Annotated in this window: 9 protein-coding genes; 4 read left to right on the top strand and 5 right to left on the bottom strand. The window is 72.3% G+C overall.

The genetic code is table 11. The annotated features are described in order from the left end of the window. From pstA to ACWEQL_RS35790, 3 genes are all read right to left on the bottom strand, one after another. On the bottom strand, positions 1-2,652 hold a 2,652-nt coding region (gene pstA / locus ACWEQL_RS35800; protein WP_452154613.1), incomplete at its 3' end, for a phosphate ABC transporter permease PstA. A gap of 2 nt (positions 2,653-2,654) precedes the next feature. Continuing rightward, the gene (gene pstC / locus ACWEQL_RS35795; RefSeq protein ID WP_452154611.1) at positions 2,655-3,653 is read right to left on the bottom strand and encodes a phosphate ABC transporter permease subunit PstC; all 999 of its coding nucleotides are present in this window, start codon (positions 3,651-3,653) and stop codon (positions 2,655-2,657) included. Between the two features lie 2 nt (positions 3,654-3,655). Then, the gene (locus ACWEQL_RS35790) at positions 3,656-4,213 is read right to left on the bottom strand and encodes a hypothetical protein (RefSeq protein ID WP_452154609.1); all 558 of its coding nucleotides are present in this window, start codon (positions 4,211-4,213) and stop codon (positions 3,656-3,658) included. A gap of 861 nt (positions 4,214-5,074) precedes the next feature. On the opposite strand from ACWEQL_RS35790, the gene ACWEQL_RS35785 reads away from it, so the two are divergent. Both ACWEQL_RS35785 and ACWEQL_RS35780 read left to right on the top strand, forming a co-directional pair. Further along, positions 5,075-7,015 (top strand): FHA domain-containing protein, encoded by a 1,941-nt coding sequence (locus ACWEQL_RS35785; RefSeq protein WP_452154607.1) that lies wholly within the window; start codon positions 5,075-5,077, stop codon positions 7,013-7,015. A 67-nt stretch (positions 7,016-7,082) separates the two neighbouring features. Further along, positions 7,083-7,868 carry a tyrosine-protein phosphatase gene (locus ACWEQL_RS35780; protein WP_452154605.1) on the top strand — a complete coding sequence of 262 codons (786 nt, stop codon included), beginning with the start codon at positions 7,083-7,085 and terminating at the stop codon, positions 7,866-7,868. Between the two features lie 143 nt (positions 7,869-8,011). Here the strand turns inward: ACWEQL_RS35780 and ACWEQL_RS35775 are convergent, their stop codons facing one another. After that, complete coding sequence (locus ACWEQL_RS35775) at positions 8,012-9,454, bottom strand: glyceraldehyde-3-phosphate dehydrogenase (protein ID WP_452154603.1); 1,443 nt, start codon at positions 9,452-9,454, stop codon at positions 8,012-8,014. A gap of 423 nt (positions 9,455-9,877) precedes the next feature. Here ACWEQL_RS35775 and ACWEQL_RS35770 point away from each other — a divergent pair, with 423 nt between their 5' ends. After that, positions 9,878-10,666: a metallophosphoesterase family protein gene (locus tag ACWEQL_RS35770; protein WP_452154601.1), complete on the top strand. Its 789-nt coding sequence runs from the start codon at positions 9,878-9,880 to the stop codon at positions 10,664-10,666. Here the strand turns inward: ACWEQL_RS35770 and ACWEQL_RS35765 are convergent. Continuing rightward, positions 10,653-11,882 carry an ATP-grasp domain-containing protein gene (locus ACWEQL_RS35765; RefSeq protein WP_452154599.1) on the bottom strand — a complete coding sequence of 410 codons (1,230 nt, stop codon included), beginning with the start codon at positions 11,880-11,882 and terminating at the stop codon, positions 10,653-10,655. The genes ACWEQL_RS35770 and ACWEQL_RS35765 overlap by 14 nt on opposite strands. A gap of 545 nt (positions 11,883-12,427) precedes the next feature. Here ACWEQL_RS35765 and ACWEQL_RS35760 point away from each other — a divergent pair. After that, positions 12,428-12,997 (top strand): PadR family transcriptional regulator, encoded by a 570-nt coding sequence (locus tag ACWEQL_RS35760; RefSeq protein WP_452154597.1) that lies wholly within the window; start codon positions 12,428-12,430, stop codon positions 12,995-12,997. Positions 12,998-13,083 lie beyond the last annotated feature (86 nt).

Here is a 13,083-nt window from a genome sequence, read left to right as displayed (position 1 = left end):
GGTGCGCCGGTCGCCGCGGACGGTGCCGATGACGTCCCAGCCCCGGCGCAGGAGCTCGGCGGGCCCTCGAACGTCTTTCCCGTCGCGCGTACCGTCCCTGCCGCCGGAGGAGCCGCCCGCGGCGGCGCCGCCGGAGCCCCCGGAGCCCCCGGTCTGGGTCGGGGTCTGGGCGCCGCCGGTCCCGGTGCCGCACTGGGCCGGGCCGCCCTTCCTGTCGCAGTCCTGCGGCTTGGGGGCGCTCGCCGCGAAGGGGTTGGTGTTGCCGGGGCCGAAGGTCGGGTTGGTGCACTTGGCGGCGTCGAAGGCGCGGGCCTCGCTGCCGGGGACCTTGGCCAGCTGCTCGAAGGCGGACTGCACCAGCTGGCGGGTGAGCGGTGAGTAGCCGAGCTGGTCAGCCTGCTTCTGGCCCTCGCAGAGGAAGTAGTAGCCGAAGGCGGCCAGGGTGCGGCCCTTCTCACCGGTGAAGGTGCCGACCTCCGAGGTGTGCACGGCCATGTAGCTGTAGCTGGAGAGCGGGTAGGCGTTGGGGTGGTCGTTGTCGTAGACGGCGTCGAGGTTCTGGGTGAGGTCGGCGTTGATCCGGGCCTTCTCCAGACCCACGGAAACGTTTCTGCCGTTGGGCTCGACGTAGTAGCCCGCCGAGTTGAGCATCTTCACCACCGGGAAGCCGCTGTTCAGCGCGTACGAGTACTCGACGTAGGTGATCGCGCCGACGTTGGACTCGGTGGCCACCGCGTTCGCCACCGCCACCGAGGTGCCCAGCGCCTGCCAGGTCGAGCCGCTCAGCAGCGGGTAGAACGAGGTCATCCCGCACGGCGTCCTGCGGGGCGACTTCACGCAGTACGCGTCCCAGATCGACTGCTGGCGCTTGGCCATCCAGCTGGTGAACTGGGCCGTGGTGCCGGAGCCGTCCGAGCGGACCACCGGGCGCACCGCCACGTCCGGCATCTTCAGGCCGGGGTTGTCGGCCTGCACCGCCGGGTCGTTCCAGCGGGTGATCTGCCCGGTGAAGATCTTCGAGATCACGTCGCCGGAGAGCCGCAGATTGGTGACCCGCTTGCCGTTGATCTTGAGGTTGTACATGAACGCCGTGCCGCCCGCGACGATCGGCAGGTAGGCCATCGGCCACGGCGGCGGCGCGTCGAACTGGCCGCCGTCGGTCATCCCGTACGGGATCTCGGAGACCGCGAAGTCGGTGGCGCCGTTCTTGAACTGGTTGCGCCCGTAACTGGAGCCCTGCGCGTCGAAGTCGATGGTCATGCCGTACTGGCGCACGTTGGAGACCCAGGAGTCGACCGCGTTGCTGCTCCAGGTGGAGCCGGCGCCGGAGATCCGGCGGTAGTCGGCCGCCGCCGCCCGCGGCGCCGCGCCGAGCAGCAGGGAGGTGCTGAACACCGCGAGCGCGGCCAGCAGCGTGACGGTTCGGGTGGCGGTACGGGTGACCACGGGCGCCTTCCGGGCTGGGGGGATCGGGGGTTCGGACGGCCGGGCCGCCATCCGGCGCAGGTCCTCGGCGGAGCGCCGGGCCCGCCGGGCCAGTTGGCGACGCGTCAGCTCGCCCGGGCCGCGACCGCCGAGGGTGCGGGCGACCAGGAACAGCAGCAGTACCAGGGCGAGCAGCAGCGCGGCCGCGCCGAACGCCCGGGTGACCTGGAGGTCCGAGGGGAACTTGATCAGGGTGAAGGCCATCAGCGGCAGGCTGGCCTGTGGGCCCTCGGTCAGGTCGAGGTTGAGGTTCTTGGTGTAGCCCGAGCACAGCAGCACCGGCGAGGTCTCGCCGATCCCGCGCGCCGCGCCCAGGATCACCGCCGTCGCCAGCCCCGAGCGCGCGCTCGGCAGGGTCACCGTCCACACCGTGCGCCAGCGGCTCGCGCCCAGCCCGTACGAGGCCTCCTTGAGCGAGCCCGGCACCAGCCGCAGCACCACGTCGGCGGCCCGGATGAAGATCGGCAGCATCATCACCGACAGCGCCACCCCCGCCGCCAGACCCGAACGGCCCTTGTCCAGCGCCAGCACCAGCGCGTAGACGAACAGCCCGGCCAGGATCGACGGCAGCGCCGTCATCGCCTCCACCAGGGTGCGCACCAGCCGGCTGAAACGGCCCGGCACCTCGCTCAGGAACACCGCGCAGCTGATCCCCAGCGGGATGGTGATCGCCAGCGAGACCGCGATCTGGGTGAGCGTGCCGATCAGCGCGTGCAGCGCCCCGCCCTCCTCCAGCGGGGTCGCCGGACCGGCCTCGGCGAGGTCCTCGGTGTAGAAGTTGAGGTGCCGCAGGGCGTCCCAGCCCTTGAGGAACACATAGCCGACCGTCCACAGCAGCACGCCCAGCAGCACCACCGCGAGACTGTGCACCACCACCGAGGCCAGCCGGTCGCGGACCGCGGTGCGGCCCTCGTCCCGGGCCACCAGCAGCGCGTACAGCCCCAGGAAGCAGAGCCAGGCGCACACCACGAAGCCGATCCCGCCGCTGAACGGGGCGATCCGCTGGAACAGCAGCGCGGTCACCGCCACCCCGGCCGCCAGAGCGCCCCACAGGGCGTAGTGGTCGGTGGCCCGCCGACCGCCGGTGCGCCGGCGGCGCTGCGGCCGGGCCGGGTCCGCCGGGGCCACCACCACGGTGGCGGCCCGCTCACGGGTGGGTTCCGTCATCGTCATGTGCTGGCCCCCGAACGGCTGCGGGCGACCACGGCGGCCGCGGCGAAGTTGACCACCAGGGTCAGCAGGAAGAGCGAGAGCCCGGCGGCCATCAGCGCGGAGATCGAGAACTCGGTGGAGTCGCCGTAGCGCAGCGCGATCAGCGGCGCGACCGCGCTGCCGCCGGTCTGCAGGATGTGCGGCTGGATCTCGAAGGTCATCGAGAGGATCAGGTAGACCGTGATGGTCTCGCCCAGCGCCCGGCCGAGCCCCAGCATGGTGCCGCCGATGATCCCGCCGCGCCCGTACGGGAGCACCACCGAGCGGATCATCCCCCAGCGGGTGCTCCCCAGCGCGTACGCGCCCTCCCGCTCGCCGGCCGGCGCCTGGGCGAAGACCTCGCGCATGATCGAGCACATGATCGGCGTGATCATGAACGCCACCACCGTGCCCGCCATCAGGCTGGAGGCCGTGTAGACCAGCGGCGGGGTCAGCGGGTCGTCCGGGTCCACACCGTTGACCTGGAACAGCGGGATCCACCCGAAGTAGGTGGAGATCCACTTCGCCACCCCGGTCAGCTGGTACTGGAGCAGCTTGAAGCCCCACACCCCGTACACCACGCTCGGCACCGCGGCCATCAGGTCGACCATGCCGATCAGCGTCCGGCGCAGCCTCCGGGGCGCGTACTCGCTGATGTAGAGCGCTCCGGCCAGGGCCAGCGGCAGGGCGATCAGCACCGCGATCCCGCCGATCAGCACCGTGCCGACCAGCACGGCCGCGATGCCGAACTGGCCGCGCCCGCCGTCCGGGTTCCAGCTCTCGGTGGTCAGGAAGGACAGCCCGGCCACCTCCAGCGCGTCGGTCGCGCGCACCGCCAGGTAGCCGCCCACGCCGAGCATGACCAGTAGCACGAAGGTGCCGCTGAACCGCGCCCAGAGCAGGAACAGCCGGTCCGGCAGGCCGGGGTTGGCGACCAGCGTCCGGGGGCCGTCGACCGCCGGCCGCGTCCGGTCCACGCTCACCCGGCACCGCCGGTCGGCTCCGCACGGTCCGCCCCGGTGACACGCTCGGCCGCGGTGGCACGGTCGGCCCCGGCGGCACGCTCGGCCGCGGTGGCACGGTCGGCACCGGCGGCACGCTCGGCCGCGGCGGTGGCACGCTCGGCGAGGTCCGGCACCGTCACGCACTCGGCCACCGCGGCGAGCTCCGCCATCGCGGCCAGCCGGGCCGCCGCCGCGAGCTCGGCCACCGTACGGGCGCCGGCCAGGAACCGGGCCAGGTTGTACTGGCACTCCCGCTGGCGCAGGTAACCGCGCGCCGAGCCCGCCACCGCCCGCCCGTCCAGCTCCAGCCGCCACAGCCAGCCCTGGCCGGTCGAGCACATGACGGCCCGGCCCTGGTCCAGCCGGTGCTGGTACTCCTCGATCGCGGCCCGGCAGGCGGCGGCGTCCCGGAAGGTCTCCCCGCTCTGCCCCAGGTGCCGGTTGTTGGCACCCAGCAGACGCCAGACCGTCCCGCCCGGCTGACGGTCGGCGCGGGCCGGTCTGCTGACGATCAGGAATCTGGGATGTTTCATGCCGAGAACTCGCCCTTCCGCCGCACTCCCTGGCCGAAAGAGGACGGTGTCGGCCCTGCGGTACCGCGCAGATGCGGCACGGTGAACGCCGGACACGGACCGGCTGAACGAAAGGCGCCGGCACTGTTCACGGGTCCCACACCCCCCGTGCGATTCTGATGATCATTCAGGCGCGCAGGGGGGTGGCCCGGCGGGACCGGTTCACCCGGCGGGCGCGACACGGCCACCGCCGTGCGACCGGCGTGCAACTGGTCTGCAACTTCCCGCGTCACGGCCTTGCGCGGGCGAGCCCGGGGGCGACAACCTGGAGTCCACCGATCAACGCGTGAAGTGACGGGCGTGGGGGACATGACTGTCTGTGCCGGACTGTCGGATTTCTTGCTGTCGTACGTCGCGGTCGTGCACGCCCGCGGGACCGCCCCGGCGCGCCCCGCCGGCCGTCACCCGCTGTGAGCCGCACCGCCGTCCGATGAGCGACGCCCACCGCGACGCCTGAACCGCGACGCCCGATCCCGCCGCCACCCACCAGCACCGACGGACCGCCACCACACCGGACCCGGGACCCGCGGCCACCGCCGCCGGGCACCCCGCGGCAGGGAACCTCCTGCCGGGCCGTCCGACCGGGAACCTCCGACCGCAACCTCCGGGACCGGGAACCTCCGGGACCGGGATCCTCCGGCCGGGAACAGAACCGCGCGCCGCACCGGGGCCGACCGCGTCCGGCCGGCCGCACCGATCCATCGCGACCCTACCAAAGCCCTTCCGAGGAACGGCCGTTGGCGACGAGAGCCCACGGCGCCCGAGCATCCGTACGCCACCAGCAACGGCGTACGGCCACCGAACCACAGGAACGGAGTGACCATGCCAGCTGCGATCATCGGGCGTGAGGGGCCGCTGACCGGACGGCGGTTCCCGGTCGCCACCAGACCGGTCACCTTCGGCCGCAGCGGCGACAGCAGCGTGGTGATCGCCAGCGGGAGCGCCTCGCGACTGCACGCCGAGGTGGTGCGCGAGGCCGACCGCTACGTGCTGTACGACCGGGGCAGCCGCAACGGCACCCTGGTCAACGGGCGCGCGGTGACCCGGCACATCCTCTCCCCCGGCGACCTGATCAGCATCGGCGGCGAGGTCTTCGCCTTCGAGGTCGCCGACGCGATGGAGACCATCACCGAGGTGCTGGCCCCCGCCGCCCCGCCCGGTCCGGTCCTCAAGGTCACCGTCTCCGGCGGCGGACCGGTCGGCCTCGCCTTCGCCCTGCTGCTGGAGAACATGCTCGGCCGCCGGGTCGCCGTCAGCGTCCACGACGGCCGCTGGACCCGCGAGGGCTCCCGGGTCGTCTGGAAGGACGAGTCCCAGGGCAACGTCCGCCGCCAGCAGGTGGTGACCGTGCAGAGCCGGCAGTACCTCAACCTCCCCGAGGAGGTCCAGGCCCGGCTCTTCCAGGGCGACGCGTACACCGAGATGTGGCCCGCCGGGCCGGACTCCATCCGCGGCATGGGCCCGCGCAACATCCGGATCGCGTACATCGAGGACGTCCTGCTGGAGATGGCGAACGAGAAGCCCGCCGTCATCACGCTCGTCCCCGAGCGCTTCGACCCGGTCGAGCAGCGCGCCGAGATGGCCGCCGGCCACGTCCTCGCCATCTGCGAGGGCGGCCGCTCGCGCACCCGCGATCACTACACCGGCAAGTTCGGCAGCCCCGACACCTCGATCTACTCGCTGGACGGGCAGCACGTCCAGGACGTGGTGCTCGGCCTGCGGGTGAAGTCCGAGCTGCCGGACCCGATGGCCGTCCTGCTGACCGTCGCCCAGAACCGCTTCCTGCTCAACTCGCTGCGCGGCGAGGGCTTCCTCAACATGCGGCTGACCGACGAGGAGGCCCGGGAGGTCATCGGCGTCGACCCGGTCCGGCACCGGTTCGAGGAGTGCGTCGCCTCCCGGCCCTGCCTGATGGGCCGCAACGAGGACGGCGACTTCCGCTGCTCCACCCACGGCACGCTGTTCCTGCCCGCCCTGGTCAAGGGCTCCGCGCTGTGGAAGCGGGTGCTGGAGGGCCTGGTGCTGTTCGGCGTCACCGAGGACAACCTCAGCGCCGTCACCGGGTTCCGCCTCGACATGGTGCAGCGGCCCCGGTTCACCGCCCAGCTGCTGTCCGCCACCGCCACCACCCCCGGCACGTACGGGTTCCTGCTCGGCGACGCGGCCAACGCGATCCACTTCTGGCCCGGCCGCGGTCTCAACAGCGGTCTGGCCTCGGCCATCTCGCTCGCCCGCACGCTCAGCACCGCGTGGCGCGGCCGGCCCTTCCGGGACGCCGACTTCGTCCGCCACGAGGCCGCCATGTCGATGCTCCAGTACCGACACAAGAGCCGCGCCTGGAAGGCCATGATCACCACCGACGACAACGGCGTCAGCTGCCCGATCAAGGACGAGATCGCCCGCAGCATGGACCCGCCGGCCCCGGCGGCGACCGACCCGGCCGCACCCGACCCGGCCGCCACCGCGGTGGCCGCCGCCGGCCCCGACTCGCCGGCGGAGGCCGAGGCCGTCATCGAGGCCCTGATGGTCCACCTGCGCGAGATCCGCGGCCGGCTCGCCCCGCGCCTGGCCGGCCTGCCCGACGACACCACCCTCCGCGACCACCTGCGCAAGCTCCGCCCGGAGACCCTGCGCACCCTGCTCGCCAGCGGGGTCTGGGACACCCTGGTCGTCGGCGGCGAGGAGGTCGACATCGACATCTTCTACCGCCCCGACCCGGCCCCGGCCGGCGCCCGCCGCCCGGAACCCCAGCGCCGCGCCTGACCCCGTCCCACCCGTCCCGCCCGTCCCCTCGCACCCGAACCCATCGCATCCGAACCGAAATGCGATCATGGCCCTTCGGCGCGCCGCCACCCCGGCGGCCGCCGGAGGGGAGGACACCGTGCAGCGCCACATCGAGTTCGAACGGCTCCACAACTTCCGCGACCTGGGCGGCTACCGCACCACCGACGGCCGCAGCGTCGCCTGGGGCCGGCTCTACCGCTCGGACTCGCTCGCCAAGCTCCGCGACACCGACTGGGAACGCTTCCTCACCCTCGGCGTGCGCACCGTCATCGACCTGCGCTACCCCTGGGAGATCGAGGCCAAGGGCCGCGTCCCCGAGGCCGACCACCTGCGGTACGCCAACCTCAGCATCGAGCACCGCCCGTACGACCAGGCCGAGATCGACCCCGACCTCGACCCCTGGCGCTACCTCGCCGACCGCTTCGCCGAGGTCGCCGAGGACGGCGTCGACGAGATCCGGCAGGCCATCGAACTGATCGCCGAAACGGACGACCCCCTGGTCTTCCACTGCGCCTCCGGCAAGGACCGCACCGGCCTGATCGCCGCCCTCGTCCTCACCCTCCTCGGCGTCCCCGAGGACCAGATCCTCGCCGACTTCGCCCTCACCGAACGGGCCACCCCCCACCTCGTCGCCGACTGGCACGCCGCCAACCCCGGCCGCACCCTCCGCTGGCCCGGCTACGGCCGCGCCCCCGCCCGCGTCATGGAGCTCACCCTCGCCGACCTCACCACCCGCTACGGCTCCCCCACCGCCTACCTCACCGACACCGTCGGCATCACCCCCCACACCACCACCCTCCTCCACACCCGCCTCCTGACCCCCGCCGCCTGAGCCCACCCTCGGGGCCGGGAAAGCCGGAAGGCCGTTTCCGCGGGTGCGGAAACGGCCTTCGGTCCCCGGGGCCCGCCGCTCAGGACGGCCCCGGGGATCGGCTCACAACGCTCGGCCGACGGCTCTCGGCACTACCGGGCGGATCAGACCGCCGGGGCCGGGAAGGTCGGGTACTCGACGCCGGAGACGTGCTGGACGACGCGGATGACCTGGCAGGAGTAGCCGAACTCGTTGTCGTACCAGAGGTAGAGGATGGCGTTGTCGCCCTCGACCTTGGTGGCGCCGGCGTCGACGATCGAGGCGTGGCGGGAGCCGATGAAGTCGCTGGAGACCGCGTCGGCGGAGGTGATGAAGTCGATCTGGCGCCGCAGCGGGGAGGTCAGGGAGACCTCGCGGAGGTAGTCGAGGACGTCCTCGCGGGTGGTCTCCCGGGCCAGCTGGAGGTTGAGGATCGCGATCGAGACGTCCGGGACGGGGACGCGGATCGAGCTGCCGGTGATCTTCGCCTTGAGGTCCGGGAGGGCCTTGGAGACGGCGGAGGCGGCACCGGTCTCGGTGATGACCATGTTCAGCGGTGCCGAACGGCCGCGGCGGTCGGCCTTGTGGTAGTTGTCCAGCAGGTTCTGGTCGTTGGTGAACGAGTGAACCGTCTCGACGTGGCCGCGCAGGACGCCGTACTTGTCGTCCATCGCCTTGAGCGGCGGGACGATGGCGTTGGTGGTGCAGGACGCGCAGGAGATGATCTGCTCGTCCGGCTTGACGGTGTCGTGGTTGACGCCGTGCACGATGTTGGGGACGTCGCCCTTGCCCGGCGCGGTCAGGATGACCTTGGAGATGCCGGGGCGCAGGTGCTTCGACAGGCCCTCGCGGTCACGCCAGCGACCGGTGTTGTCGATCAGGATGGCGTCGTCGATGCCGTACTCCGTGTAGTCGACCTTGGTGGGGTCGTCGGAGTAGATCACGGTGATCTCGTTGCCGTTGGCGACGATCTTGTTGTTCGCCTCGTCGACCGTGATCGTGCCCTGGAACTGGCCGTGGATCGAGTCGCGGCGCAGCAGCGAGGCGCGCTTGACGATGTCGTCGCCACCGCTGTTGCGGACGACGATGGCCTTCAGGCGCAGGCCGTTGTCGGAGGCCTTCTCGATGAGCAGGCGGGCGACCAGGCGGCCGATGCGGCCGAAGCCGTACAGGACGACGTCGCGGGACCCGCGGCGCTCCAGCTTGTTGTCGCCGGTGGCGCCGGAGACGGCCTCGGCGGTGAACTCCTCCACCGACAGGCCGCGGTCGTCGGCCTTGTAGGTGGCGGCCAGCATGCCGATGTCGATCTGGGAGGGGCCGAGGTCCAGCGCGGTGAGGGCGCTCAGGAACGGGAACGTCTCGGTGACCGAGAGCTCCTCGCCGGCGATCTGGCGGGCGAACCGGTGGGTCTTGAGGATGCTGACCACGGACTTGTTCACCAGGGAGCGGCTGTGCAGCAGGACCGTGACGTCCTTCTCCCGGTGCAGTCGTCCGATGATCGGAATCATCGACTCCGCGATCTCCTCGCGGTTCTTCCAGTCCGTGAACACGTCGTCGTTGACAGTCACAAGTCCATCTTTCGAGGGTAGGCAACGCTCAGTACATGTTAGCTTTGGTCGATTTTGATCATCGAGGTGGACCCGCCAGCCCACGGGAGCACCCGCGCCGATCCCACCGGCTCCGGTGAACACCCCCGGACCTGGCCAACTCCACTGCCGCACCGCACGGTTGCCCGCCCCGGGACGCGCTCCGGGGCCGTCCCGCACGGCCCGCGGCCCCTCCCGGGCGCTCACGGTGGGTGACCTGGGCCACACCCCCGCCCCGATGCCGGGCCGCCTAGTGACGATTCTCACGGCCGCGTCCGACGGGCCCGGCGGCGTGCGCCCGCCCGGGCCGCGCGTCCTTTCGTGGACGGACGTCCGGTGTCCCGCCGGACCACCGGCTCCCCCGATCACCCCTCCCGGGCTGACGGGATGTCGGATACTGCCGGAATGGTGAACCGAGTGGCCGTACTCTCCGACATCCACGGCGTCCTGCCCGCGCTGGAGGCCGTCCTGGCCGAGCCGGACGTGCGGAACGCGGACCTGATCGTGCTCAACGGGGACATCGCCTGCGGGCCGCAGCCCGTCCAGGTGCTCGACCTGCTGACCGGACTCGGCGACCGGGCGGTCTGGGTCCGCGGCAACGCCGACCGCGAACTCGTCGAGTACCGCAGGGGAACGCGCACCGCGATCCCGGACCCGATCGGCCCCTCGGCCGCCGAGCGGCTGCGCGACGACCAGGTGGACCTGCTGGAGGGGCTCCCCCTCTCGGTGACCCTGGACGTCGAGGGCCTGGGCCCGGTGCTGTTCTGCCACGCCACCCCGCGCGACGACGAGGAGGTCGTCCTGGTCGACTCCACCCTCGACCGGTACCGCGAGGTCTTCGAGGGCCTGGACGAGCGGATCGGCACCGTCGTCACCGGCCACACCCACATGCCCTTCACCCGGCTGGCACTGGGCCGCCTGGTGGTCAACCCGGGCAGCGTCGGCATGCCGTACGGGCGGGCCGGCGCGCACTGGGCGCTGCTCGGCCCCGGGGTCCAGCAGCGGACCACCCGCTTCGACGTCGACTCGGCGGCGGCCCGGATCGTCGCCGACTCCACTTTCGACCGGGCGGCCGAGTGGGCGGACTACTGCCTCAACGCGCACGCGACGGAGGAGGTCGCCTTCCGGATCTTCGGCCCGCGCGACGGACGGGAGCGGACGGGTCCGGCGCGGGGCCCGGTCAGCCGGCCGTGACGGCGGCGAGCGCCGTCGCCATGTGGGCGTGGACCCGGTCCAGCCGGCGGACGACCTCCTCCCGTGTGTCGCCGCGGACCGAGACGATGGCCACGGCGTCGTTGCTGTTGACCGGCCCGGAGAGCAGGTCGCCGGGTTCGGCGAGGATCTGGCTCTCCAGCACCCAGGGCTCGTCCGGAGCGGTGAGCGGCTCACGGACGGTGCCCGGACCGGCGTAGATGGCGATGAACCCGGTGAGGTGGTCTGCCACGCCCGGTGTTGCGGGCAGCGCCGATCCGAGCTGGGCCCGGATCATGACCTCGTCCAGGTTGACGCCGGTCCGGGAGAGGAAGCCGGCGATCACCCCACCACCGCCGGCCCGTGCGCCGATCTCGCAGAGGTAGACCTCTCCGTCCTCGGTCACGAACATCTCGTGGTGGGTGACGCCGGTGAAGCCGGGGAACGCGGCCAGCACGCGCCGGTTGAACTCCAGCAGGGAGTCCAGCAGCGGGCCGGGCGGGACCCCGACGCCCCGACAGGGGCGCAGCGCGGTGTACGAGGTGGTGTCGTCGAGGTAGCCGCCGGCGACCGCGGCGACCACCTCGGCGTCCTCGACCACGCTGTCGACGTGGTAGAGCCGGCCGGGGACGAACTGCTCGACCTCGAACTCGTCGAACCGTCCCCGGTGCGCGGCGGCGAACGCGGCGAGGTCCTCCTCGCCGCGGAGCACGGTGATCTCCACCGAGCCGCTCCCCAGCCGGGGCTTGGCCACCAGCACCGGGTGACGGCGCAGGAGCTCGCGGGCGTTCTCCTCGGAGAACGGCGCGAACGCGGGCACCCGGATGCCGTGCCGCCGCAGGTGCTCCTTCATCACGACCTTGTCCCGGAAGGGCAGGGTCTGCGGCACGCTCTGGCCGGGCAGGCCGAGCCGGTCGCGCAGCCGGGCGGCCAGCAGCAGGAGCCGCTCGGTGACCGCGACGATCCGGTGCGCCTCGCGGCCCCCGAACGACACCTGGAATTCCACGGCCTCGATGAGCGCCCGCTCGTCGTACGCGTTCACGGCGGTCACCGATTCCAGTTCCTCGCCGACCGCTTCGGCGGCCTTGGCGAGCGAGGTGACGAGCCGCACCCGGTACCGGTCGGCCGGCAGGAATGGCCTCCCGTCGGCGTCCCGGTAGAAGTCGTACCCGATGCGGTCCAGGAGCACCACGGGAACCCGCTGGGTCAATTCGTCCACGGACACCCGGAATCCCCCATCCCCGTTCAGGTGCGTATCGACGGAACGGCCGAAGTGATCACCGACTCTGACACGGACATGCCGACATGTCCAGGGCGCCACCGCCCGGGAGTCTGTTCGACCGGCTCGACCGGCCCGACCGGCTTCCGGAGGCGCGGCCGGATTCCGGAGGCGCGGCCGGATTCCGGAGGCGCGGCCGGATTCCACCCGCGCCGGGAGATCCGTGGGGCCGCGACCGGTGCACCCGCGGTCGGTCCTCGATATCCGGATGAATTCGGCGTCGCAGCCCCCGGCCGGACGCGCGGGGAATCCGCGGGAAGGGCTGATCGGGTGCGAAGTGGAGCTCCCCTGTCGCACGCCCGGCCCGCCGGGCCGAAGGGAAGGACGCCGGGGACGTCCGGCCGGGAGATCGGCCGACGCCACCGCGCCCCCGGGCCACCCCGGACCCGTTCCCGGCCCACCCCGCCCCGCTCACCGCGGCCGAGGGGCTCCGTAAATAGTCGCTTTGTTGATTATCGAGTGCTCCCGGGTGCTACGTTGACGCCATGGCTCTGCGCAACGCGGTGATGGCCACCCTCCTGGAGGGCGAGGCGTCCGGATACGACCTCGCGAAGGGCTTCGACGCCTCGGTCGCCAACTTCTGGACGGCCACCCCGCAGCAGCTCTACCGCGAACTGGAGCGCATGGAGGCCGACGGCCTGATCGCCGCCCGCCTCGTCCAGCAGGAGAAGCGGCCCAACAAGCGCCTGTTCTCGCTCACCGAGGCCGGTCTCGCCGCCATCCGCGCCCACACCGCCGAGCCCTCGACCAGGCCCAGCGCCATCCGCGACGAGCTCATGGTCAAGGTGCAGAGCGTGGACGCCGGTGACGGTGCCGCCGTCCGCGCGTCCATCGCCGGCCGGACCGAACGGGCCCGCGACAAGCTCGCCCGCTACGAACGCCTCCAGCTGCGGCTGCTCGACGGCCGCACCGAGGAGCAGCACCTCGCCGAGGCCGAGCGCGTCGGGCCGTACCTGACCCTGCTCCGCGGCATGGCCTTCGAACGGGAGAACATCCGCTGGGGCGAGACCGCCCTGCGCGTCCTCGACGGCCGCGCGGCCGCCCACGGGGGCTGACGCCCGGGGCACGCCCCGTGGCCCTGGCCGACCCCGGGCCGAGCCGTTCCATGATCGCACCCACCCGCAAAACCCCTGGTCACACC

It is taken from the genome of Kitasatospora sp. NPDC004240, assembly GCF_053603215.1.
Note: the sequence above shows the minus strand (reverse complement) of the source record. Positions and strands in the feature narration are given on the sequence as shown.